Origin of the sequence: Micromonospora sp. NPDC050784 (genome assembly GCF_044456765.1) — a bacterium.
In the GTDB taxonomy this organism is placed as follows: Bacteria; Actinomycetota; Actinomycetes; order Mycobacteriales; family Micromonosporaceae; genus Micromonospora; species Micromonospora foliorum.
Window position 1 is genome coordinate 1 of sequence record NZ_JBITGG010000014.1, and the last position, 21,976, is coordinate 21,976.

Annotated in this window: 23 protein-coding genes and 1 pseudogene; 10 read left to right on the top strand and 14 right to left on the bottom strand. The window is 69.2% G+C overall.

The window, feature by feature from the left end; all coding sequences use genetic code 11:
* Window positions 1-163 precede the first annotated feature (163 nt).
* A complete protein-coding gene (locus ACIBD9_RS19650; RefSeq protein WP_396719496.1) occupies window positions 164-496 on the bottom strand; it encodes a TraR/DksA family transcriptional regulator in 333 nt (110 codons plus the stop codon).
* Window positions 497-1,057: 561 nt separating this feature from the next.
* On the opposite strand from ACIBD9_RS19650, the gene ACIBD9_RS19655 reads away from it, so the two are divergent.
* Window positions 1,058-3,121, top strand: a complete 2,064-nt coding sequence (locus tag ACIBD9_RS19655) for a glycogen debranching N-terminal domain-containing protein (RefSeq protein WP_396719498.1) — start codon at window positions 1,058-1,060, stop codon at window positions 3,119-3,121.
* Between the two features lie 63 nt (window positions 3,122-3,184).
* Here ACIBD9_RS19655 and ACIBD9_RS19660 read toward each other — a convergent pair whose 3' ends face one another.
* A complete protein-coding gene (locus ACIBD9_RS19660; protein WP_396719500.1) occupies window positions 3,185-3,913 on the bottom strand; it encodes a VOC family protein in 729 nt (242 codons plus the stop codon).
* A 32-nt stretch (window positions 3,914-3,945) separates the two neighbouring features.
* Complete coding sequence (locus ACIBD9_RS19665) at window positions 3,946-4,341, bottom strand: DNA polymerase ligase N-terminal domain-containing protein (RefSeq protein WP_396719502.1); 396 nt, start codon at window positions 4,339-4,341, stop codon at window positions 3,946-3,948.
* A gap of 112 nt (window positions 4,342-4,453) precedes the next feature.
* On the opposite strand from ACIBD9_RS19665, the gene ACIBD9_RS19670 reads away from it, so the two are divergent.
* The 3 genes from ACIBD9_RS19670 (at window position 4,454) to ACIBD9_RS19680 (ending at window position 7,897) form a co-directional block, all read left to right on the top strand.
* Window positions 4,454-5,074: a TetR/AcrR family transcriptional regulator gene (locus ACIBD9_RS19670; protein ID WP_396719504.1), complete on the top strand. Its 621-nt coding sequence runs from the start codon at window positions 4,454-4,456 to the stop codon at window positions 5,072-5,074.
* A 119-nt stretch (window positions 5,075-5,193) separates the two neighbouring features.
* On the top strand, window positions 5,194-6,699 hold the full coding sequence (locus ACIBD9_RS19675) for an FAD-dependent oxidoreductase (RefSeq protein WP_396719506.1): 1,506 nt from the start codon (window positions 5,194-5,196) through the stop codon (window positions 6,697-6,699).
* Window positions 6,700-6,841: 142 nt separating this feature from the next.
* Entirely contained in the window at window positions 6,842-7,897 is a 1,056-nt protein-coding gene (locus tag ACIBD9_RS19680; protein ID WP_396719508.1) for an esterase/lipase family protein, read from the top strand.
* 14 nt (window positions 7,898-7,911) lie between these two features.
* On the opposite strand, the gene ACIBD9_RS19685 is transcribed toward ACIBD9_RS19680, so the two are convergent.
* The 6 genes and pseudogenes from ACIBD9_RS19685 to ACIBD9_RS19710 all read right to left on the bottom strand — a co-directional run.
* Window positions 7,912-9,030, bottom strand: a complete 1,119-nt coding sequence (locus ACIBD9_RS19685) for a Gfo/Idh/MocA family protein (protein ID WP_396719510.1) — start codon at window positions 9,028-9,030, stop codon at window positions 7,912-7,914.
* Entirely contained in the window at window positions 9,000-9,710 is a 711-nt protein-coding gene (locus tag ACIBD9_RS19690) for a ThuA domain-containing protein (RefSeq protein ID WP_396719512.1), read from the bottom strand. Before ACIBD9_RS19690 ends, ACIBD9_RS19685 begins: the two co-directional genes overlap by 31 nt.
* Window positions 9,711-10,302: 592 nt before the next feature.
* Complete coding sequence (locus ACIBD9_RS19695; protein WP_396719514.1) at window positions 10,303-11,778, bottom strand: RICIN domain-containing protein; 1,476 nt, start codon at window positions 11,776-11,778, stop codon at window positions 10,303-10,305.
* A gap of 29 nt (window positions 11,779-11,807) precedes the next feature.
* On the bottom strand, window positions 11,808-13,247 hold the full coding sequence (locus ACIBD9_RS19700; protein ID WP_396719516.1) for a glycoside hydrolase family 43 protein: 1,440 nt from the start codon (window positions 13,245-13,247) through the stop codon (window positions 11,808-11,810).
* Between the two features lie 36 nt (window positions 13,248-13,283).
* Entirely contained in the window at window positions 13,284-14,681 is a 1,398-nt protein-coding gene (locus ACIBD9_RS19705) for a family 43 glycosylhydrolase (RefSeq protein WP_396719518.1), read from the bottom strand.
* Between the two features lie 329 nt (window positions 14,682-15,010).
* Window positions 15,011-15,296: pseudogene (locus tag ACIBD9_RS19710) on the bottom strand (NADAR family protein); the annotation flags it as partial.
* A 94-nt stretch (window positions 15,297-15,390) separates the two neighbouring features.
* Here ACIBD9_RS19710 and ACIBD9_RS19715 point away from each other — a divergent pair.
* Window positions 15,391-15,921 carry a DUF6817 domain-containing protein gene (locus tag ACIBD9_RS19715; protein ID WP_396719520.1) on the top strand — a complete coding sequence of 177 codons (531 nt, stop codon included), beginning with the start codon at window positions 15,391-15,393 and terminating at the stop codon, window positions 15,919-15,921.
* A 47-nt stretch (window positions 15,922-15,968) separates the two neighbouring features.
* Window positions 15,969-16,385 (top strand): pantetheine-phosphate adenylyltransferase, encoded by a 417-nt coding sequence (gene coaD, locus ACIBD9_RS19720; protein ID WP_238658552.1) that lies wholly within the window; start codon window positions 15,969-15,971, stop codon window positions 16,383-16,385.
* On the opposite strand, the gene ACIBD9_RS19725 is transcribed toward coaD, so the two are convergent.
* A complete protein-coding gene (locus ACIBD9_RS19725) occupies window positions 16,362-17,216 on the bottom strand; it encodes an ATP-grasp domain-containing protein (protein ID WP_396719522.1) in 855 nt (284 codons plus the stop codon). The genes coaD and ACIBD9_RS19725 overlap by 24 nt on opposite strands.
* A gap of 61 nt (window positions 17,217-17,277) precedes the next feature.
* Here ACIBD9_RS19725 and ACIBD9_RS19730 point away from each other — a divergent pair, with 61 nt between their 5' ends.
* Window positions 17,278-17,877, top strand: a complete 600-nt coding sequence (locus tag ACIBD9_RS19730; protein ID WP_396719524.1) for a GNAT family N-acetyltransferase — start codon at window positions 17,278-17,280, stop codon at window positions 17,875-17,877.
* An 18-nt stretch (window positions 17,878-17,895) separates the two neighbouring features.
* Here the strand turns inward: ACIBD9_RS19730 and ACIBD9_RS19735 are convergent, their stop codons facing one another.
* Window positions 17,896-18,771 (bottom strand): endonuclease/exonuclease/phosphatase family protein, encoded by an 876-nt coding sequence (locus tag ACIBD9_RS19735; RefSeq protein WP_396719526.1) that lies wholly within the window; start codon window positions 18,769-18,771, stop codon window positions 17,896-17,898.
* A gap of 137 nt (window positions 18,772-18,908) precedes the next feature.
* Window positions 18,909-19,535: a disulfide bond formation protein DsbA gene (locus ACIBD9_RS19740; protein WP_396719528.1), complete on the bottom strand. Its 627-nt coding sequence runs from the start codon at window positions 19,533-19,535 to the stop codon at window positions 18,909-18,911.
* Between the two features lie 39 nt (window positions 19,536-19,574).
* Between ACIBD9_RS19740 and ACIBD9_RS19745 the strand changes: the two genes are divergently transcribed.
* From ACIBD9_RS19745 to ACIBD9_RS19755, 3 genes are read left to right on the top strand one after another with little or no spacing between them, the layout of a single operon-like run.
* Window positions 19,575-20,117 carry a MarR family winged helix-turn-helix transcriptional regulator gene (locus ACIBD9_RS19745; RefSeq protein ID WP_396719530.1) on the top strand — a complete coding sequence of 181 codons (543 nt, stop codon included), beginning with the start codon at window positions 19,575-19,577 and terminating at the stop codon, window positions 20,115-20,117.
* Window positions 20,118-20,146: 29 nt separating this feature from the next.
* Window positions 20,147-20,677 carry a GNAT family N-acetyltransferase gene (locus ACIBD9_RS19750; RefSeq protein WP_396719532.1) on the top strand — a complete coding sequence of 177 codons (531 nt, stop codon included), beginning with the start codon at window positions 20,147-20,149 and terminating at the stop codon, window positions 20,675-20,677.
* A gap of 28 nt (window positions 20,678-20,705) precedes the next feature.
* Window positions 20,706-21,230, top strand: coding sequence for a polyketide cyclase (locus ACIBD9_RS19755; RefSeq protein ID WP_396719534.1), 525 nt, complete (start codon window positions 20,706-20,708; stop codon window positions 21,228-21,230).
* Here the strand turns inward: ACIBD9_RS19755 and ACIBD9_RS19760 are convergent.
* Together ACIBD9_RS19760 and ACIBD9_RS19765 are read right to left on the bottom strand one after the other, a co-directional pair.
* Complete coding sequence (locus ACIBD9_RS19760) at window positions 21,224-21,481, bottom strand: hypothetical protein (RefSeq protein WP_396719536.1); 258 nt, start codon at window positions 21,479-21,481, stop codon at window positions 21,224-21,226. The two genes, ACIBD9_RS19755 and ACIBD9_RS19760, sit on opposite strands and share 7 nt — an antisense overlap.
* Window positions 21,482-21,537: 56 nt before the next feature.
* Window positions 21,538-21,891: an ArsR/SmtB family transcription factor gene (locus ACIBD9_RS19765; protein ID WP_396719538.1), complete on the bottom strand. Its 354-nt coding sequence runs from the start codon at window positions 21,889-21,891 to the stop codon at window positions 21,538-21,540.
* Window positions 21,892-21,976 lie beyond the last annotated feature (85 nt).

Sequence of the window (21,976 nt, forward strand, 5' to 3'; positions counted from 1 at the left end):
GGTGCGTCGACCACCTACCTGACCGGCTCGCTGACCGAGTTGGTCCGGCGTCGTGGGGGGGGCCCCCCCCCGGGGGGGGCCGGGGGGGGGGGGGGCCGGCGGGGGGGGGGGGGGGGGGGGGGGGGGGGGGGGGGGCGGGCCCCCCCCCCCCCACCCCCGGGCATCACCTGTTCTGCTTCTCCTGGCACGGCACGCAGAAGCGGGCGTGCGGAAGGATGTCGAGCCGCTCCGCCGGGATGCTCTGGCCGCACTTCTGGCAGGCACCGTAGGTGCCGTCGCTGATCCGGCTCAGCGCACCGGTGATCTGCTCGATGTTCTGGCGGGTGGCCACCAACAGCGCGGCCTGGTTGTGGGCCTCGCCGGGGTCGCCGGTGTCCGCGTTGAGCTCGGTCAGTTCCCGCAGCCGAGCCGTCTGGGTGGCGAAGTCGTCCGCCAGGGACGCTCGCACATCGGCCAGCCAACTCTGGTCGGGAGTACGACGATGATCGACGCTCATGGTCTGCCTTTCAAGGGGAATGGGCGTGAAAAACAAAAAGGGCCGAAGCTTGGATAGCTTCGCCCTGGGGGTCGTTCGGGGTGTGGAACGACTCCGCAGGTGGGCCTCGGCCGGTTTGCATCGGGCTCGACATTGTGTGCGTGGGCGCCGGGTGCGGCGCGCGGACAACCGGCACCCGCAGGTCGGCCTCGACGCGTGTCACCGTCGGCACCTGGACAGCACCGTCCACCGCCACCTGGGTGGCGGCGGGCGAGCGGAAGGTCACCGGCGGCATGCCCCCACCATAGAGCGGTGTTGCGCTAAATCCAACGTCCGCGGTGGGACCTCATTCCGGCCACGAACTGCCGCTTTTCGCCGCAATAGGGCCGTTGCCCGAACCCGGTGGGCACCCTTCGATATCGCAGCGAGGTCATCTTTTCGCGTCCTAGACTGCGGTCCGTGGCGGGGTCTTTACCCTGCCAACCGGGGGGAGAGAATGCCATGCAATCTCGGTCGACGCCGTCCGGGTCTCCGTCGACAACGCAACAGCCCGACAAAACTTCCGGTGGCGCCAACCGCGACATGCCACCGGAATTGGGTACGGATGCTGTCGGCATATTTGAAGGCCGGACCTTCATGTTGTCCAATCCCGCCGGAAACGTACCGGCGGATTCCATCGCTGGTCTCGTACACGACGACACCCGTTACATCAGCCGATGGGAGCTGACCCTCGACGGGAATGCTCCACTCGTCCTCAGCGCGAACCCTGTCGATCCGTACTCGGCGGCGTTTTTCCTCGCGAACCCTGAGGTCGACGGCCTGGCGGCGAACCGGGTCGGCGTGCGACGGGAACGATTCGTCGGCGACGGCATGTACGAGCGGTTCGCGGTGCAATATTTTGGCGTCGAGCCGGTCTCCGTGCGTCTGCGGTTGGAGGTCGGCGCGGACTTCGCTGATCTCTTCGAGATCAAGGGGGCGGGGCGGAGCAGGCTGGGCGACATTCGGCGGACCCACCGGTCAGACGGCTCCACGCTGTGTTTCTCTTACCAGAATTCGCACTGGTCGGCCGTCACGACGGTCGAGGCCGAGCCGCGTGCCGATCGGGTCGAGGGCGACGCACTGGTCTGGGACGTACACCTGGGACGAGGCCAGACCTGGGGTTGTGAGCTGCGGGTGCTGCTGAACTGTCGGGGGAAGGACTACCAGCCGACCAACCGCACCTTCGGCGAGGAGCATGACCCCGGCGCCGACGACGCCGCCTGGCGGTGGAGGGAGAACAAGCCGCACCTGAACGCCGAATCAGACCTGTTGCGCAGCGTCTACCACAAGTCGGCCACCGATCTGGTGTCGATGCGGATCGCCAAGGAGATCCGGGGCGAGCAGGTCGTTCTGCTGGCCGCCGGCATGCCCTGGTTCCTGGCGGTCTTCGGGCGGGACACCCTGATCACCGCCTACCAGAGTGTCAGCTGCGGACCCGACGTCGCCCGGGGTGCGCTGGTCACTCTCGCCGCGCACCAGGGCAGCACCGTCGACGACTTCAGCGACGAGGAACCGGGAAAGATCCTGCACGAGTTCCGCTCCGGTGAGCTGACGCAGCTCGGCATCATGCCGTACGGCCCGTGCTTCGGCGCGGCCGACACCACCCAGCTGTGGCTCATTCTGCTGAACGAGTACTGGCGGTGGACGGGCGACGACGCCTTGGTCCAGCGGTTGCGTCCGAACGCCGACGCGGCTCTGCGGTGGATCGACAACTTCGGAGACCGCGACGGCGACGGTTACGTCGAGTACGCCACCCGCTCCCCCGAACGTATGCGCAACCACTGCTGGCGCGACTCACCGGACGGGGTCCAGTTCGCCGACAGCAGGCTCCCCACCCTGCCGATCGCCACCTGTGAGATCCAGGGCTACACCTATGACGCGAAGCTCCGCGCCGCGCAACTCGCCGACGGGCCCTGGACCGACCGCGCACTGGCGCGACGTCTGCGTACCGAAGCCGCCGAGCTGCGCGAGCGGTTCAACCGCGACTACTGGCTGCCCGAGCGCGGCGGCTACTACGCGATCGGCCTCGACGCCGACAAGCGCCCCATCGACTCGATGACCTCGAACATGGGTCACCTGCTGTGGAGCGGTATCGTCCCGCCGGACCGCGCCGCCACGGTGGCCCGCCAGTTGATGTCCGACGCGATGTTCTCCGGCTGGGGTGTCCGGACCCTGTCCACCGACGACGTGGGGTACAACCCCATCGGTTACCACCTCGGGACGGTGTGGCCACACGACAACTCGATCATCGCCGCCGGACTCGCCCGGTACGGCCACCGCGACGCGGCGAACCGCATCGCGATGGCGATGCTGGAGGCTGCCGCCCACTTCGAATACCGCCTGCCCGAAGCCATCTCCGGGTACGACCGCTCGCTCGGCCGGCGACCCGTGCCGTACCCCACCGCCTGCAATCCCCAGGCCTGGGCCAGCGGGGCACCCCTGCTGTTCCTGCGGACGATGCTCGGGCTCGACGTCGACGACGGGGTCCTCGCCACCGATCCGCATGTCCCCGAGGCGCTGGGGAACATCCGGCTGACCGGGGTCGCCGTCCACGGCGCCCGTGAGACTGTCGAGGCCCCCGCGTCACGGTCGCGCTCCTCGGCCTGAACGACGCGCCTCCTCCTTCGGCCCGGTGGTGGGTCCGGCCGCGGGCGGTGGTGACGGGTCGAGTCAGCCCGGGGCGAGGAGGCAGAACTCGTTGCCTTCCGGGTCGGTGAGCACCCGCCACGGGACGCCCAGGTCGATGGCGGTCGCGCCGAGACTGCGCAGCCTGGCCGCCTCGGCCTCCGGGTCGTCACCGGGGTACGGGCGGACGTCGAGATGGACGCGGTTCCACCCGCTCTTCACGTCGGGTGTACGGACGAACTCCAGGTAGGGGCCGACGCCCTTGGCGGAGCGCAGTCTCGCCCCCTGGTCGGTCACCTCGTGCAGGGTCCAGTCCGTGGCCTCGCTCCAGAACCGGGCCATGGCGCGCGGATCCGCGCAGTCCACCACCACGGCGGCGATCGGTCCGGTGTCCCGGTAGAGCGGCCGGGGGTCCAGCACGCAGAACTCGTTGCCCTCCGGGTCGGCCATGACCGTCCACGGCACGTCGCCCTGGCCCACGTCGGCAGTCGTTGCGCCGAGATCCTTCAGGCGCGCGACCACCTGCGCCTGGTGGGCCGCCGAGGTGGTGGCGAGGTCCACGTGCACGCGGTTCTTCACCGTCTTGGGTTCCGGGGAGACGATGAGGTCGACGCAGACAGCGACGGGATCGGGGTAGACGAAGCCCTCGGGTTCGAGGTTGGTCACGCCAGGTCCCTCACTGGAGACGTCCCAGCCGAGCGCCTGCGCCCAGAAGGCACCCAGCGCGGAGTCGTCCCGAGCCTTCATGTTGATCTGAACAAGCCGTGTCGCCATGCGGCGATGCTAGGGCGTGCCTCGACGTCTCGCTAACCGCCCTGGCCGCCTGCCTGCTCTACCGTCCCGCGCTCGTCCGGAGGCTGCTCCTTCGTCAGGTGGAGAAGCCATCCCTCGCCGGTGCGGATGAGCGCGTATCGCCGGCGGCCGGTGCGGCCGTGCAACGTGAACAGCATCCGGCGGTCGGTGCGATCGTGCTCCTCCCAGGTGCCGATGTCGGCGATCGACTTGTCGACGTCCTCGTAGGTGAGGTGGTCGAGGTCGTGGTCGGGTACGGCGATCGCGAGCCGGTTGTCGCTGGGGCTGTCCGGCAGACCGCGAGGCACCGCCCACGAGCGCAGTACACCGTCCTCCTCGAGCCGCAGATCGAAATGCGGCCGTGGTTTGCGGTGGTCGTGCAGGACGAAGGCGGGTGCCACCCTTCCCATTGTCTGCGTCTGCCGGCCCTTCCGCCCGGCAACGCGACTGCCTGACGAAGCGACGGGATTTTTGCATGGCACGCATATTTGCGCGCCACGCAATTAGTGCTAACGTAGTGGTATGACGGGGCTGCGGGAGCGCAAGAAGGCCGAGACGCGGGCGGCGCTCGGTTGGGCTGCGATCCACCTCACCGCGGAGCGCGGCTACGACAACGTCCGCGTCGAGGACATCGCCGAGGCGGCCGGTGTCTCCCCGCGCACCTTCAACAACTACTTCTCCAGCAAGGCCGAGGCAATCGCCTCCCGCCACCTCGACCGCAGCCTGCGCACCGCCGCCGCGCTGCGCGAACGGCCCGCCGACGAGCCGCTCTGGGTGGCGCTCACCCAGGCCTCGCTGGAGCAGTTCACGCGCGGCCCCGAGGTCGAGGCGATGCCCTCCCCCACCCACGCCCGGTGGGTTGCCGGCGTACGCACCATGCTCGCCGAACCCGCGCTACAGGGCGAACGCCTACGCGCCACCGCCCTCGCCGAGGCCGAGCTTGCCGCCGCAGTCGCCGAGCGCACCGGCACCGACCTCGCCACCGACATGTATCCGAGGCTCGTCGCGGCCGCCGCCAGCGCCGCCGTCGCCGTCGCCATGCAGCACTATCTCGACAGCGCCGACCCACCCGCCCCGATCGAACGCCTCATCACCGACGCCTTCACCCAGGTGGCCGCCGGCCTCCCGGCCCCACCCCGCTGAAGCTCCGCCCTCGCGCAAGACACCACCTCACCCACGTCTCCAGCCGCGTCAGACTCCCGCGGCGGGCCGGCCACGTGCCGCGCCTGCCGTGGCGATGACGCACACACCCCGAAGGGACCATGACCATGATCAATGTCGTCATCGTCGGAGCCGGCCCCAACGGCCTCATGCTCGCCTGCGAACTGGCCCTCGCCGGCGTGCACCCCGTCGTCCTCGAACGCCACGCCGCACCCACCGGCGAGTCTCGCGCCAACGGCCTCGTGGGCCAGGTCGTCCGCCTGCTCGACCGGCGCGGCCTCTACGCGCGGCTCAGCGGTGAGAGCACCCCGCCGATTCCCCAACCGGCCTTCACCTTCGGCGCGTTCCCGCTGGATCTCACGGTGCTCGCGGAGAACCCGCACTACGTGCTCGGCGTGCCGCAAGCCCAGCTCGAGGCCGGTCTCGCCGTCCGAGCCGCCGAGCTCGGAGTCGACCTGCGCCGCGGACACGAGGTCGTCGACCTCCGCCAGCGTCCCGACGTGGTCGAGGTCCATCTCGCCGACGGTACGCAGCTCACCAGTCGTTTCGTCGTCGGAGCCGACGGCGGCCGCAGCGCGGTGCGCCGCCTCGCCGGCATCGACTTTCCCGGTGTCACCAACGACCGGTCGATCTCCCGCACCGCCACGGTGACCGTGCCTTCGTCATCCCTCGACCCCGAGACAGGCGGCCTGCGCGTCCCCGGCCACGGCGTCGTCCCGCCGTTCCAGCACACGCGCACCGCGCGTGGGCTGATCGCCTGGGCCCCGTTCCCCGGCCGCCCGGCGATCCTGAGCACGACGGAGTGGCCCGACACGCCAACGAACGACGAGACCCCGATGAACCTGGCGGAGTTCCGTGCCAGCGTCGCCCGGGTGCTCGGCGCCGACATCCCCCTCGGCGCGCCTGACGGCGCCGGCCTGCTGCGGCGGCTGACCGGCCGCAACACCCGCATCGCCGCCCGCTACCGCGCCGGCCGGGTGCTGCTCGTTGGCGACGCCGCGCACGTGCACCCCGCGATGGGCGGCCCCGGCCTGAACCTGGGCCTGCAGGACGCGGTCAACCTGGGTTGGAAGCTCGCCGCCACGGTGCGCGGCTGGGCACCGCAGGGCCTGCTCGACACGTACGAAAGCGAGCGTCGCCCCGTCGCCGAACGGGTCGTCATGTCCACCCAGGCGCAGTCGGCGCTCATCGGCCCCGGCGACGAGATCACCGGCTTGCGGGAACTCTTCGCCGAACTGCTGCGCAAGCCGGAGGTGACCGGGCACATCGCGGCGCTGATGTCCGGTTCGGACATCCGCTACCCCGCCGACCCCACCGACCCGTTGGCCGGCCGCTGCGCCCCAGACGTGGTCGTACACACCGACCACGGCGCGACACGCCTGGCCGAGCTGACCCGCACCGCCCGGCCGCTGCTGCTGGACTCCACGGGTGCCTACGCCGGGATCGCGGCACCATGGCTAGACCGGGTCGACGTGGTCACCGGCTCACTGCAGGGCACCACGGCGACCGCGATGCTCGTACGCCCCGACTGCTTCATCGCCTGGTCCGCCGGGGACGCCGCTACGCTGCGCGCCTCACTCACCCACCACTTCGGCCTTCCACGATGACCACGAAAACCACCCACCATTGTCAGCGCGCTCAGCGGATGCACTCACCCTTGGGTGTCCGTGGCCGGCAATGGGGCGCGGCCAGTAAGGTACGTCGATGGGCAAGCGCTCGACCCGATCCATGATCGGTGACCGTGCCTCTGTGATCACGTTGGTCCACGGCACGTTCGCACGCGACGCCCCGTGGACCAGGCCGGACAGCGCCTTGAGCACGTCGCTGCGGCAGGCCGGCTGCCACGTCACCCGGTTCGCGTGGTCGGGTCGCAACTCTCATCGGGCGCGAATCGCCGCCGCGCACGGCCTGGCCGAGCACCTGCGGCAGCAGCTCACCGAGCATCCTCGCGCCCGACACTGGGTGATCGCGCACAGCCACGGCGGGAATGTCGCGCTGCACGCCGCCGACCAGGTGCGTACCGCGCAGGGCCGCGCGCCGGTCACCACAGTGACCCTGGCGACGCCGTTCCTGCACGCGCGCTCTCGCAGCATCACCGGTTGGCCGCTGTTCGTCATCGTGCTGTTCAGCGTGCTGCTGCTCTGGTCGGCTTCGGCGACAGCAGTGACCGATCCGCGCTCGCTCGCCGACGCGGCGCTGGTCCTCGGCGGCGGTGTGTTCGCGGCCATCCTGGCCCTGTGCGCCGTCGGCGCGGTCCTGCACCGGCGATCCCTGGGGCCGGGCTGGCGGAGCCGGCTCATCGGCGCGGTTCACGCACCCACGGCTCGGCCCGACGAGATCGTTGTCATCCGGGCCGCCGGCGATGAGGCATCCGGGTTGCTCGCGGCCGGCCAGTTCGTCGGCTGGCTGAGCGCGGCAGCGACCCGACTGCTGACCAACCTGTGGTTCTGGACCATCCTCATCGGGCTGCCGCAGCTCGCGGTTGTGGTGGCCACTCTCGTGGGGCACGGCGGGCGGATGGCGTTCAACCTGCTGATCTACGGGTTCACCGCACCCGGCCTCGTGGTGGTTGCCGTGGTGACGGCGATGGCCGGCTCGGCGGTGGTGTTCGGCATCGACGGCCCGTTCGCCGGTCTGGTCGCGTCCTGCTCGGCCGAGGCAGCCCCGCCCGGCACGGCGACGCTGCTGCAGCTTGAGCCTCGCGCCAGCGCCACCAGGCGTGGCCTCGCGCACTCCAGCCTCTACGACGATGAGCAGGTCATCCGCCACATCCTGTCCGCCGTCCGCCCGTCGCCGCACAACTGACCGAGGGCGCCACTTCAGCGGCCGTTTGGGTCGTACGCCTTCCAGTCCTCGACCGGAGTGAGCGGAACCGGCGCGGGCCGCTCCACCACCGTCGTCAGCTCGATCCGCTGGCCTTCCGTCGCCGAGCGGAGCAGGCTGGTCATCGTTTCGAGTACGTGCAGTGCGACGTCGCCGTCAGCGCGCGGCGGACGCTGATCGTCGGCTCTGACGAGGTCGATCAGGCCGATGCCCCGGGAACCCTTGGCGTAACCGGCCCGCGGTTCGAGAGCGCGCCATTCGGTGCCGCCGAGCGCGAAGAGGCGGACCTCACCGTCGAAGTAGTTCGGATCGGGTACGGCGAGAGTGCCGGCCTCCCCGTGGACTTCGATCGGCGCGGCCGTCGTCCGGACGCCGTCGAAGCTCGTCGTGATGGTGGAGAGAGCACCGTTGGCGTGCTCGAGTACGCCGGTGAGGTGGGTGTCCACCCCCACCGGGATCCGCTCGCCGGTGCGTGGGCCCGAGCCGATGACGCGCTCGGCGCGTAGGCGGCTGGCGGCTCCGGTCACCGCCCGGACCGGCCCGAGCAGGTGGATGAGGGCCGAGATGTAGTACGGCCCCATGTCCAGCATCGGGCCGCCGCCCGGGGCGTAGTAGAAGTCGGGGTTGGGATGCCAGCGCTCGTGCCCAGGCGTGACCATGACGGCCGATGCGGACATCGGGCGTCCGATGAGCCCACCGTCGATTGCCGCGCGCGCCGTCTGCGTACCCGTGCCCAGGACGGTGTCCGGTGCGCATCCGACGCGGACGCCGGCCGACGCGGCCCGTTCGATGGTCGAGCGGCCGTCCGGGAACGTCACGGCGAGCGGCTTCTCGACGTACACGTTCTTGCCCGCGTCGATCGCGCCCAGCGAGACGTCCGCGTGCGCCGCGGGGATGGTGAGGTTGAGTACCGTCTGCACGTCCGGGCGGGCGAGCAGGCGCTCGACGCTCATCGCCTCGGCGCCGGGAATCGTGGCCGCGACCGCGGCCGACCGGGAGGCGTCGAGGTCGGCCACCGCGGCGATGCTCACCTCGGGGTGGTCCGCGAGTGTGTCCAGGTAGGCGCGGGAGATGACCCCGAGACCTACGACGCCGACGCGGTGCGGGTCGCCCACACCATCCCCCTCTCGATGACGGTACGGACGCTCGCGTGCTCCAGCACGTCCAGGCTGTGCCCCGGCGTCGTCACGACGATGCGCCCGGCACCCCACCGCCGGGTCCAGATCGTCGGCGAGGTGACCGGCCGGTGCCACGGATGCCACGCCTGGGTCGGGTGGGTGGTCACGGCCAGTACGTCGATCAGGTCGTCGTGCAGCACCCAGTACTGCTCGGTGACCAGGTCGAAGTCCTCGATTCCCGCGGTGATCGGGTGTTCCCGGCCGAGGTCGGTGACGCGCACCGTGTGCGGCAGGAAGTTGTCCTCCGGACCACCGTGACGCTCACACGGCTCCCGGCCCGGGTGGGTCGCGAACTGGCCGCCCACAAGATGCAGGTATTCGGAGGACGCGCGGAACGAGTCCACGATGCCGCCGTGCCAGCCGGTGAAGCCCGTACCGGCGATGACCGCCGCGCTGAGGCCCGCCACCTGGTCCGCAGTGATCTGCGACATCGTCATGCACTGCACGACGAGGTCGGTCTCGGCCATCTCGGCGGCGTCGCCGTAGATCTCTGTCGACTCCTCGACCCGTACGGCATAGCCGCTACGTTCGAGGAAGGGCAGGAACAACTCGGTCGCCTTGACCGGCTGGTGCCCCTCCCAACCGCCCCGAACCACCAGTGCTCTCGGCTGCGTCACCCTCGCTCCCTCCCACGGTCCGACAGAGCGCCCATCAACGGATCAACCGCTGCGGCGGTTACCCCACTGGCGAGGGCTCTGGACCGAGCCCCGGCCGCCGAGGTGCTGACCCTTTCCATGCGGTTGAGGCGAGGCGACCTTGCCCTTCGCGCGTCGGGCAGCCCGATTCGCGGGAACGGCAGGCGGGTCGGTCTCGGCCGTCTCTGAGGTGTCGGCAGCCACCGGGGGGGCTTCCTGGGCGGGCTCAGGCTCCGGCATCGGGTTCTCCTTGGATTGGTGGGGTCCTACGGGCCGTCGACGGCCGGCGGACGCCGACTGATCGACGCCGGGGTGCGCACCTTGACGGTAGCGCAACGCCAGGCCCACCTGAGTGTCCCCCCGCTCCGATGAGACAGCGTCACCGACTTCCTCCCAGCGCAGCCCGAGCCCCAGGCCGCGACCGCATCGATGCCCCCGTACCTCGATGGTGGTCCTTCCGGGGTAGCCGGGACCGCCGCCCGCCGCTCGGACAACGACGGATTGCCGACATGCAACCCGTCGTTGTCCGGCTCGGGAAGGCCACCGTGGATCGGCCGTCAGGTCGGAGCGACCGTCAGACGGTGGTGCGCGACCACTGCTGGTTGGTGCCGGTGTTGCACGAATACTGCTTGAGGACCACCCCGTCCGCGGTCGACGCGGCCGGTACGTCCACACACTTGTTGCTGTGCCGTGCCCGGAGCTGGAAGTAGCCGCCGTTGGCGACCATCTGGAACTGCTGGTTGGTGCCGGTGCCGCAGGTGTACTGAACGAGCTCGGCGCCGTCGGCGGTCGACGCGCTCACCACGTCGAGGCACTTTCCGCTGTGCCGGCTGACGATGCGCCAGTAGCCGCTGCCGGCGTCCTGGAACTGCCACTGCTGCCACGCACTGCCGCCGTACGTGTACTGGCCGACGCGCGCACCGTTGTCGGTGTTCGGTTGCTGGACGTCCATGGCCTTGCCGCTGTGCCGCACATCGATCCGGTAGAACGTTCCCGTTGAGGGCGGCGGCGTGGTCGGGCCACCGTCGACGGTGTCGCCCCACGCGTATCGGATCCGGTCCGCGCCGGAGGTGTTGCGGACGGTCAGGTTGAGGTCGGTGCCGCTGCCGCTCAGGGCGAACATCGAGTACCAGTCGTAGCCGATGCTGCCGGTCTTGCCGCCGAGGGCGGGCCAGTAGGTGCCACCCATCTGGTTGTCGCGCATGACCTGGGCCATGGCGCGGATGTAGCGCACGAAGTTGTCGGTGCTGCCCGCGTCGGCGTAGTTGCGGCCGTCGTTCATGGGCGCACCGAACTCGGTGGCGACCGCGCGTGAGGCGCAGGTGCCGAGGCGGGTCTGGATGTGGCTACGGAAGGCGTCGTAGGTCATCGCGCCGTAGAAGAAGGCGTAGTAGTGGAAGGACAGCAGCGTCGCGTTGAACCGGCTGTCGTTGCAGATGTCGCGCAGGTCCTGGCTGAAGCCGGTGCCGCCGATCAGCACCCGGCTGGGCACCGCCGAGTAGTGGTAGCTGAGCCAGTTCGCCGCGACGTTGCGCCACTCCGTCGAGCTGTAGCCGTGCGGCTCGTTCATCGGCTCGAAGTACACGTTGGTGTTCGAGCCGTACGTGTTGGTCACCGTGGACCACATCGCGTTCCAGGCGGCGAGGTTCGTGATCCTGCCGCCGGAGGCGGCGCCATCCTCCCAGTAGGCGAGGATGACCTTGAAGCCGCGGGCGGTGGCCGCGTCGATGGCGCCGCGGTAGGCCTCCCACCAGGCCGTCCCCACCGTGTGGGTGTTGATGGGCAGTCGGACCGTGTTGACCCCCATGGTGGACGCCATGTCGTCGTAGAGGGCGTTGGCCTTGGCCCGGACCGTCGCGTTGCTGTCGGACGAACTCAGACCCTGCACGACGAGTGGGCCGGTCTTGAAGTTGTCACCCAACACGGCCCAGTTCATGCCTCGGAACTGGTTGGTGGCGGCGGTGGCCGGCGACGACGCGACGGCGACGATGCCAACCAGCGCCGTCAGCGCGGCCACCAGGGCGGAGAGCACCCGTCGATGTAGTGCCACAGTCGGAACTCCTTGAAGAGGGACCAGGTTCAGCTGGTCACGCGGAAGGTGGCGTCGGCACGGCTCTGCGCGTCGGACACCGGGTCGAGCCGGAGCAGGTAGGCGTAGTGCCGGAGGTAGCGGTCCGGATGGCTGTAGGACTGGAACGACGTCCACGAGGAGTTGGCGAGGCCGGCGATCTGCCGGAAGGTGGCGTCGGCGGCGAAGGTGGCGGTGCCGTCGTTGGCTTCCAGCCGGAAGTCGAACCCGTAGTGGCGCAGGTAGTAGCCCGGGTAGTTGACCGACTGGATGGAGACCGTGCCGGAGCCCACCAGGCCGGGCACCACCCGCCACTGGCCGTCCTGGGCGGGGCTGACGTTCGGGTCGATGCGGACGTCGTAGTCGTAGTGCCGTACGTACCGGTCCTGGAAGTTGTACGACTGGATCCGGTTGACGGCGGTGGCCGGCCAGCGGGCGAGCACCCGGTTCTGTTCGGCAGCGGTCAGGTTGAGGATCGAACCGTGCCGTTTCTTGGTGCCACCCATGGCGTACGAGCCGGAGGCCGGGAGTCGGTAGCTGCCCGGGCTCGACGGGTTGGTGGTCAGGACCGGCAGGTAGCCGCGTCCGCTGGAGTACTGGTCGAGGTAGAGGACCCACTCGTTGCCGGTGTTCATCTTCATCCACATCGGGCCTTCGACCTGGGAGCCGGTCAGCCCGATGCCGGAAAGGTTCCCGAGGCTGGTCCAGGTGCCGAGGATGGAGTTGCTGCCCTCGATGGCGATCTGCCCGTCCCGGGAGGCCCGGACGTAGCGGTAGGCGCCGACGCCGGCCGGCACCTCGACGATCTGGGTGTCGATGATCTCCTGGTTTCCCGGACGGTTCACGTAAACCTGCGGCGTGGTGACGCTGCGGAAGTTCGCTGTACGCGCGTAGTAGATGCGGTGCTTGGTCACCCCGTTGAGCGGGACATTCGTCGCCCAGTAGAGGACGTAGTCACCGGTGGCCGGGTTCCAGATCGCCTCCGGAGCCCAGGCGTTGCGTCCGTCCGGGATCGCGCCGGCGACATTGAGCAGCCACGGCGCCGACCAGTTGACCAGGTCGGTGGACTCCCACACGACAAGGTTGCGGCTGCCGTTGTTGATCGCGGTCGACCAGTCCTGGCCGCAGCCGATGCACAGGTCCGTGGCGATGATCCAGTACCGGTCGCCGCCGGGTGAGCGGACCAGGGCGGGGTCGCGGACGCCGCGGGTACCCACGGTGGACCGCAGTACGAGCCCACCGTTGTTGAGGTCGGCCCAGCGTAGGCCATCGGTGCTGTGGGCGAGGTAGATTTGCTGGTCGGTCGAGGACTCGCCGGTGAAGTGCGCCATCAGGTAGCCGACGGTCGGGTCGAGCGCGGCCGCCTCCTTCGGTGTCGCCGCCGACCAGGTGGTGAACAGCAGGCACGCGGCGACCGCAACCGCACCGAGCCGGGCGAGGACTCTCGACATGTGTCTCTCTCCTTCGCGCGTGGGCGTACGAGTCAGCTAGAGGGTCGGTACGACGGGGCGGATGGTGCCGTCGGTGTTGAACTCCATCCGGTCGATGACGGTCTCGCGGTTGGTGCCGTTGCCGGCGGGCACCGCGAACCGGTGGTAGGCGATGTACCAGGTGTCGCCGCCGGGTGCCCGGACCACGGAGTGGTGGCCGGTGCCCTTGATGCCGACGTCGAGCCGCTTCTGCAGCACCACGCCGCGCCTGGTCCACGGCCCGAGGGGTGAGGAGCCGGTGGCGTAGGCGACCCGGTAGTCCTCGCTGCGCGTGTCGTTCTCCGACCACATGAAGTAGTAGAGACCGTTTCGCTTGAACACGAACGGCGCCTCGTTGTAGCCGGATGGCGTGATGACCCGCGCCTGCGCCGTGTCGAACGAGACCATGTCGGAGTTCAACCGCACCGCCCTGGCGACGCCCTGGCCCCAGTACAGGTACGACTGCCCGTCGTCGTCGGTGAACACCATCGGGTCGATCGCCTGCCCGCCGGAGAACTGGTCGCCGCGGACGAGCGGTCGGCCCAGCGCGTCACGGAACGGTCCGGTGGGGCTGTCGGCCACCGCGACGCCCAGTTGTTTGGCCGTGTTGCCGCTGGCCGCACCACCACTGAAGTACAGGTAGTAGCGGCCGTTGGCGGTGGCCACCGCGGGTGCCCAGGCCGAGTTGTCCGCCCAGGACACGTCCGGACCGTGGTCGAGGATCACGCCGTGGTCGGTCCAGTTGACCAGGTCGGTGGAGGAGAACGCCTTGTAGTAGGTGCCGCCCCAGCTCGCGTAGCCGTCGGTGGTCGGGTACAGGTAGTACCGACCGTTGAGGACGGCGAGGTGCGGGTCGGCGAAGAGGCCCGGGATCACCGGTCCCTTGGTGGTCCTGGGCGCCCAGGGCGCGACGAGGCGGAAGGCGCTGTCCGCCCGGAAGGCGGCCGTGTCCTGGTAGGCGTCGAGCCAGAGCGCGAAGTCGCGGTGCCGGATCCGTCGGTTCGGGTAGTTGTACGAGGCGAGCGCCACCGATCCGCTGACCGAGCCGTCCACGGCGCAGAAGGTGGCGTCGGCCCGGAACGCCGCGTCGCCGGTGTTCGGGTCGACCCGGAGCCGGTAGTCGCGGTGCCGCAGGAACATGCCGGTCTTGGTCTGGAACGAGTAGCAGGTCGGCGACGCCAGACCGTTGACCACGGTGAAGGTTGCATCCAGCTTGGTCTGGTTGGCGCTGCTGGAGGTCACCGGGTCGAGCTGACCGAGATAGTCGATGTGCCTTATGTACCGTCCGGCCTGGTTGACCGCCTCCAGCGAGACGGCGCCGGTCGGCAGCGTGGCGGCATGCGCCGGCCCGTCAGCCACGACCACGACAGCCGCGGCGGCCACGGCGGAGAGCACGAGGAGGGCACGTAGACGCATGGCCGATGCTCCAGACAGAATCACCGTCCCAACCCCTCTCGCAAGATCATCTATGTTAGCGTTAACAAGAGCAGGCGGTATTCGGGCTCAGGCTTGAGCGACCCCGGCCATGGGTGGAGTGTTCGCATGCGTGCCTCTGACGCGTCAAACGATCAGAAACACAATGTGTTCGGTTCGTTAAGCTCGTGTTGCGGACAAGTGTTAGCGATCGCATCTACGAGTGTCAAGGGATCGACCATGGCCGCTCCCCCCGCGACCCGGTCACGCCACCCGTCATCCACAGCCCCGGTCAAACCCTGCCGTGACCCTCCCTGACGACCTTGATCCTCGAGCGCCTCACGCACCTGCATGAGCGCGCGGCCCAGCAGGTTGAGAGCCCTCGCCAACACCCGGGGTCGGCAGAAGCCGGATCGTCACGGTTCAGGCCGATGCCCCAGATCCGGTCGACCGGGCTGGCCTCCACCAGGACTCGCTGCCCGGTAGCCAGCAGAAACGCCCGTAACGCGGGATGCTGATCGAATCTCGCAAGATTGCCGGCACCACGATCGCGAAGCGGTGTTCGCTCCACGTCTGCTGATCGAAGCCCGCGACGCGTCCCCCCAGCACCTTCGCGGCGGCCTCCGCGTCGCCAGGCATGCCCTCGCCGCTGTGACATGTTGCCCACGTCCGGCGGCCACCGATTCCGACGGCCGATACCTACAGTCGAACCATGAGCACCGATGACGTGCAGGTCTGGCTCCGCCGGCAGGGCGCTGAGCAGATCGCTCATCCCGGCGGCAACCTGTACGCCCACCTCCGTCGAGTCAGCGAACGACTCGCCGTGCTCGGCTGCGCCCGTGACGTGCAAGCAGCGGGCCTCACCCACGCCGTCTACGGGACCGACGGATTCGACGTCGCCCTGGTTGATCGGGCCGATCGTGCCGTGCTGAGAGATCTCGTTGGCGCCGGCGCCGAGGAGCTCGTCTATCTGTACGGGGCCTGCGACCGTGGACGCAGTTGGCAGGAGCTGGCAAGGACCGGCGAGGTGTTCGACCGCTTCGCACGTCAGGTGCGGACGCCCGGTGGGACTCAACTTCGGTCGCTCGTGGACCTGAGCATCGTCAACGAGCTGGACGTCATCGAGCACGATCCTGCGGTGGCGGACCGGCACGGGGCCTACTTCCGGGAGCTGTTCGCCTCGTGGACCCCGATCGCCTCGGAGCAGGTCATCCGCGATGCGGAGCGGGTCCTGCGGCCGTGACACCCGAATCGTCGCATCCGACAGCACGGCCCTCCGGGCGCGTACGGGTGCGAGCGGTCTACCCCGGCAGCTTCGATCCCTTCACTCCGGGGCATGTAAATGTGGTCAGCCGGGCGCGTGCTCTCTTCGACGAGGTGGTCGTGCTCGTCGCGGTCAACAGCATCAAGCATCCGGGCAGCGACGAAGAGGAGCGGGCGGCCGCCGTCCGGGCCGTGCTGCCGGTCGAGTGGACCTCGGTCAGCGTTGCGGCGTGGAGCGGTTTGACCGCCACCTACTGTCGTCTCCGGGACGTAGGAGTGATTGTCCGCGGCGTGCGTAACACCACCGACCTCCGGGCTGAGTACCAGCTCGCAGCGATGAACCAGTCGCTGGGTGTACCCACGGTGTTTCTGCCGGCTCAGCCCGAACTGGCCGCGGTGTCGTCGACCGCGCTGCGCACGCTAGGAGCGTGGCGGGCCGAGTAGGGCGGCGATCATCGCTTCGGGCTCGATGGTGGCCGGCCGATCGCTGACCTGCCCATCGCCGAGTTCGATTACCCGCCACACGCCGTCGTCGCGTAGCGCGAGGTCCACGGTGACGAAGGGCAACCCGAGCCCGGCGATCATCGGGGCGACCGGCTCCAGGTCGACCTCGACCGAAGGGAAGTCGTTCGGGGTGTCCGGATGGGGGCCGATCAGGACGCAGTCGCCGTTGACCCACCAGGTGCGTACCTCGGCGGAGGTGAACCGTTCGAAGCGGCGTAGCACGAACCCACCCACGAAGTCGTCCTCGCGCAACTCCAGGAACCGGCTCGCCACTCTCCAGACGGCCACCGCGTCGTCGATCTCGGGGATGAAGGCCGCGTCGTCCCAATAGTGCTTCATCGACTTGGTGTAGTCACGCAGTACCGCCGGCCCCGCCCCGAACGCGACCCGCGCATGGTCAAGATCGGTCTGATCCGAGCCGCGGGTCCACACCGACGCGGGAGTGACCGCCGCCAGCGCCGCGTACCAGCCGGGCAGCTCATGTGCCCGGCGATACTGCTCACCACTGGTTCTCAACACCACGCCGCGCTCGGCGAGCGCCTCGGCGAACGCCGCGTACCGCTGACTGCGCAGCATCCAGCCGCGATAGACCGCGGGACCGCTGCCCGGGACCGAGGCGACCGCCCGACGTACGTCATCGCCCCGCGCCACGGCGTCGTGGTCGACCACCGCCACCTGGAATCCGGCGGCACGGGCCGCCTCAGCCTCGGCCGTGAAGTGCTCGTCCGGATGGCGTGGACGCAACGGGTTGGCGGGAACGATCAGGATCACCTCCGTATCCTGCCCCCGGAAACTGGTTGCCCGTCGCCGGGGTCGCGCCGAAGATCAGTCGATGCCCAGTGACCAGGCGACCCCCGACTTCTCGACCAAGCCCACCCTCACCGGTGAGCGGGTGATCCTGCGGCCCTTCGTCGACGACGACCTGGACACCTTCCGGGCGGCGGTGGCCGACCCCGAGGTGGCCCGGCTGACCGGCAGCCCGGCCGACGACGCTCCCGACGAGGAGCGGTTGCGTTCCTGGTACGGCAGCCGCAACGCGCAGACCGACCGACTCGACCTGGCGGTCGTGGACCGCGCCACCAAGGCCTGCGTCGGCGAGGTCGTCCTCAACGACTGGGACCCCGTGAACCGGAACTGCAACTTCCGTACGCTGCTCACCGCGGCCGGCCGCGACCGAGGCCTGGGCACCGAGGCGGTACGTCTGGTCGTCGGCCACGGTTTCGAGAGGCTCGGCCTGCACCGCATCTCGCTGGAGGTGTTCGCCTTCAACCCCCGGGCCAGGCGGGTGTACGAGAAGGTCGGCTTCGTCGTCGAGGGTGTGCTGCGGCAGGTCCTGCGCGACGGCGACGACTGGGTCGACGCCATGGTGATGTCGATCCTCGCGCCCGAGTGGGCGGCGCACCGGGGACATCCCGAGCGCCGAGGTTCGTAGCCGGCGGAGGGCGAGGGGTCAGCTCTGGATGGAGAACGTGGCGACGACACCGTTGTGGTCGGACCTGGTGGCACCGACGATGTCGTAATCGGTCATCCACATCAGCTGGTACTCGGGCAGCCGCTTCCAGAAGTAGACGTAGTCGATGTGCCGGTTGCCGTGCGTTCCGGTGCCCTTCTCGCCGTAGAGGTTGTAGTTGGAGCGCAGGTTCGGCAGCTCGTTGGCCTCGAAGACCTGCCACGGGAACTTCGCGTACCCGTAGCTCCGGTCGGCGCTGAAGTCGACGTTCAGGTCACCGCTCACGATGACCTGGCCCTCGGCCTGCTTGTCGACCGCCAGATCCTTGAGAGCCTGGAACTGCGCCTCGGCACACCTGGTGCGCGGTAGGTCCTCCGGCCGGCCGGCGGTTTCGATGCTGGCCACCGCGTGGGCGTTGATGTGGGTCACGTTGCGGCCACTGGCCTTGTGCCGGTACTTGACCCAGTTGTTGTAGCGCGCGGGCGGCACCTCGCCCGGACCGTTGGTGTCACAGACGAAAATCGACCCCTTGTCGAGTACGTCGAACATGCTCTTCTTCGCGATCAATGCTTCGCCGGCCTGGTTGGTCCCGCCCGGCGCGTACAACCACCAGCCGTTGTCGGCGGCCCAGCTCTCCAGGTACGCCTTGCGGGCGCCGACCTCGTTGAGACCGACGAGGTCCGCGTTGGACGCGATCAGGTTCAGGTCGTGCACGAAGTCGGCCTGGCTCAGCCCGTAGTAGATGTTCAGCGTCGCCGCCTTGAAGCCCACGGTCGCGGCAGCCGCCGGGGCCGCCGGCAACAGGGCCGCCACCAGCGCGACCGCGCCCGCGAGAGCGCCTAGGGCGCGGGCCGACCAGTGCGTTGTCCTGCGCATCGATGTCCCTTCGCACAAACCGCCGTCGATGGCGGCCAACGCACCCTATCGATTCGAGCCGACGCCAAGAGGAACGCCCGGTAACCAAGGATCGAAAGACCCGGGTCGAACCCTGCGGGGTGCCAGTCGTTGTGGAGCTACGCGAAGGTGAGGCCATCGGATCGGGCGCGCTTGAGCTCGGAGAAGGCTTGGCAGCCGGCGAGCAGGCGGGCGCCGTCGAAGACACGGACGGCTTCCTCTCCACGAGGGATCGAGGTCAACACGGGACCGAAGAAGGCCACGTCGTCGACGACGACCGTCGGGGTGCCGAGGTCCTCGCCCACCAGTTGCTGGGCGCGGGCGGTGCTCGCCCGCATCTGCGGGTCGACGTCGCTGCGATGGGCGACGTCGGCCAGGTCGGCGGGGAGGCCGGCCTCGGCCAGGGCCAGCGGGACGACGGTGTCGAAGTCCTTGTCGCCGGCGTCGTGGATCCGGCGGCCGAGCGCCGGGTACAACCGGGCGAGGGCGGCGGAGCCGTGTTGCGCGGCTGCCGCCACGCACACCCTGGCCGGCCCCCACGCCCGGTCGTTGAAGTCGCGGTACCAGGGCTCCAGGTCGCGATGCTCGTTGACCACCGCGAGGCTCATCACCTCGAACCGCAGGGTGAGGGGCCGCATCTGCGCCACCTCCATGAGCCAGCGGGAGGTGATCCAGGCGAACGGGCAGGACGGATCCACGTACGCCGTGACCACCGGAGCTGACGTTCGCGTCGAATTGTCTTCCATGGAAGACAACTTATCTTCCCCGGAAGGTAAGATGCAACCGTGGATGACGACCGGATCGCCGACATCGTTGGTCAGTGGGGCCGTGAACGACCGGACCTCGACCCCACTCCGCTGCTGATCATTGGCCGGATCCAGCAACTGGCGGCCGTACTCGACGCGGCCCTGCGGCCGCCGTTCGCCGCCGCGGACCTCGGCAACGGTGACTTCGACGTGCTCGCGGCGCTGCGCCGCGAGGGCGAGCCATACACGCTCACGGCGGGCCAGTTGAGCCAGCGGATGCTCGTGACCACCGGAGCGGTGACCAAACGGGTGGACCGGCTGATCGCCCGCGGCCTCGTGTCGCGCTCGGTCTCCGCGGCCGACGCGCGCGGCCGAGTGGTCGGGCTGACTCCGGCCGGCGTGGCGTTGACCGACCGGCTCATCGAGGAACACCTGGCGAACGAGGCGGCCATCCTTCGCGGCCTCAGCGACAGCGACCGCAGAACGCTTGAGCGCCTACTGGCGGCGATGAACCGGACCCTGGGCTCCGGCGCTTTCGGACCTAAGGACGGAGGTCCGGCCGGAGAACGGCCTCGGTCGTGATCGGCCATGGCCCGGACTACCATTCCGCCATGGACGACACCACCCGCGGCGTACGCATCAGACGCGGCGGCCCGGCCGACGCACCTGCCGTACTGGACATGCTCGACTCCGCGGTGGTCTGGATGAACGAGCGCGGCAACACCGAGCAGTGGGGCACGACCCCGTTCTCGGAAAAACCCGAACGGGCCGAACAGGTCGACCGGTATCTGACCGAAAACCTTCCGTACATCGCGGAAGTGGACGGGGCCCCGGCAGCGGCACTGGTGTTGGACTCCGGGCCCGACCCGCGGGTACCGATCGCGCCTGTGGAAGAACCCGAGCGGTACGTCCGCCTCCTGGTCTCCCACCGACGGTTCGCCGGCCGGAGCCTCGGGTCGGTCCTGTTGGCACACGCCGTGGAGGAAACCCGGCGAGCTGGCGTGCGGTTGCTACGGGTCGACTGCTGGGCCGGCGGTGGTGGCGAGTTGGTGGCGTACTACGAGCGCCAGGGGTTCGCGCCCACCGAGACCTTCCTTGTCGGATCCTGGCCGGGGCAGGTGCTGGCCCAGCGAGTCGACTGAGCCGCTCATCGGCTGCCGCTGGAGCTGCATGACGGACGATGGATGCGTGATCGGTGACCGGTGGGGCGTGACCACCAGCGAGACCTTGCGTGCCTATCCCTGCGACGACTTCGTCGTCTCGCCCACTCTCCAGGCGTGGCGGGGAGTGGGGATCGAGGCGCCCGCCGCAGCGGTGTGGCCGTGGATAGCCCAGGTGAGGCTTGCCCCGTACTCGTACGACTGGATCGACAACCTCGGCCACCGCTCGCCTCGACAACTGAAGGACCTGCCCGAGCCCCAGGTCGGAGAGGCACTCACCACCGCCGGAGGACGAAAGTTGGGCAGGATCGTCTCGGTCGACCCCGGCAGAGAACTGACGAGCACCATCATGGGCGCCTTCATGTCCTACGTCCTCGTGCCTCAGGAGCACGACACGACGCGCTTGCTGCTCAAGGTCGTCATGCGGACGACCCGCTGGGCGGCACCCGGGCTGTCCGTCGGCGACCTGATCATGGCTCGGCGACAGCTGCTCAACCTGAAGAAACTCGCCGAGGGCGAGTGGCAAAGTCATTGAGCCAGCAAGGGCCGGTAGCCACGCCAGGTTTCCAGGGTGTGTACGAGAGGACTACCCAGATCCGCCGCGTCGAGGCGTTCCATGAAGGCGTAGAGCAGTGGCGCCCACTGCTGGGGGTCATCCCGCTCGGCCAACTCCCTACAGATCGCGCAGAGCTGGTCGCTGCCACTGGCGTCGAGCTGCATCACGTCGAAGTCCAGCACATCGAGTGCCTGCAGTTCGGCCGCGACCTCCGTGAGGTTTCGCCTCATGATCGAAGTCTACGGCGACCCGAGAAGACGCGTCGTGACACTCGCGCCCGCTTGCCTCATGCGGATGAGGTGCGTGCCTGCGCGGCGGCGCGGGCAGGGGCAGCCTCGCGGAGCATGGTCAGCAGCCCGGGAAAGCGTTGTTCCACGTCGTCGTAGCGGAGGGTGACCAGCCGCCGGATGCCGTCGACTCGCGTGCGGATCAGGCCTGCATCGCGCAGCACCTTGATGTGGTGCGACACCGTTGACTTGCCGATGGTGACGCCGGCCTCCTTGAGGACGTCACTGCCGCACGTCCAGTCCCCAGCCTCGTCGAGGGCACGCACGAGCGTGAGCCGCACCGGGTCGGCGAGCGCGCTGAGCACGACGTCGATCGTCACGGTCTCGATGGCGGGTTCGATCACCTCGGTCACGGGATGAAGCTTAGCCAGATCTTGCGGAAAGTCCGACTCTCGTCGTACTGTTCGATGCAGCTCGAACGGTGCGACGCAGATCGAA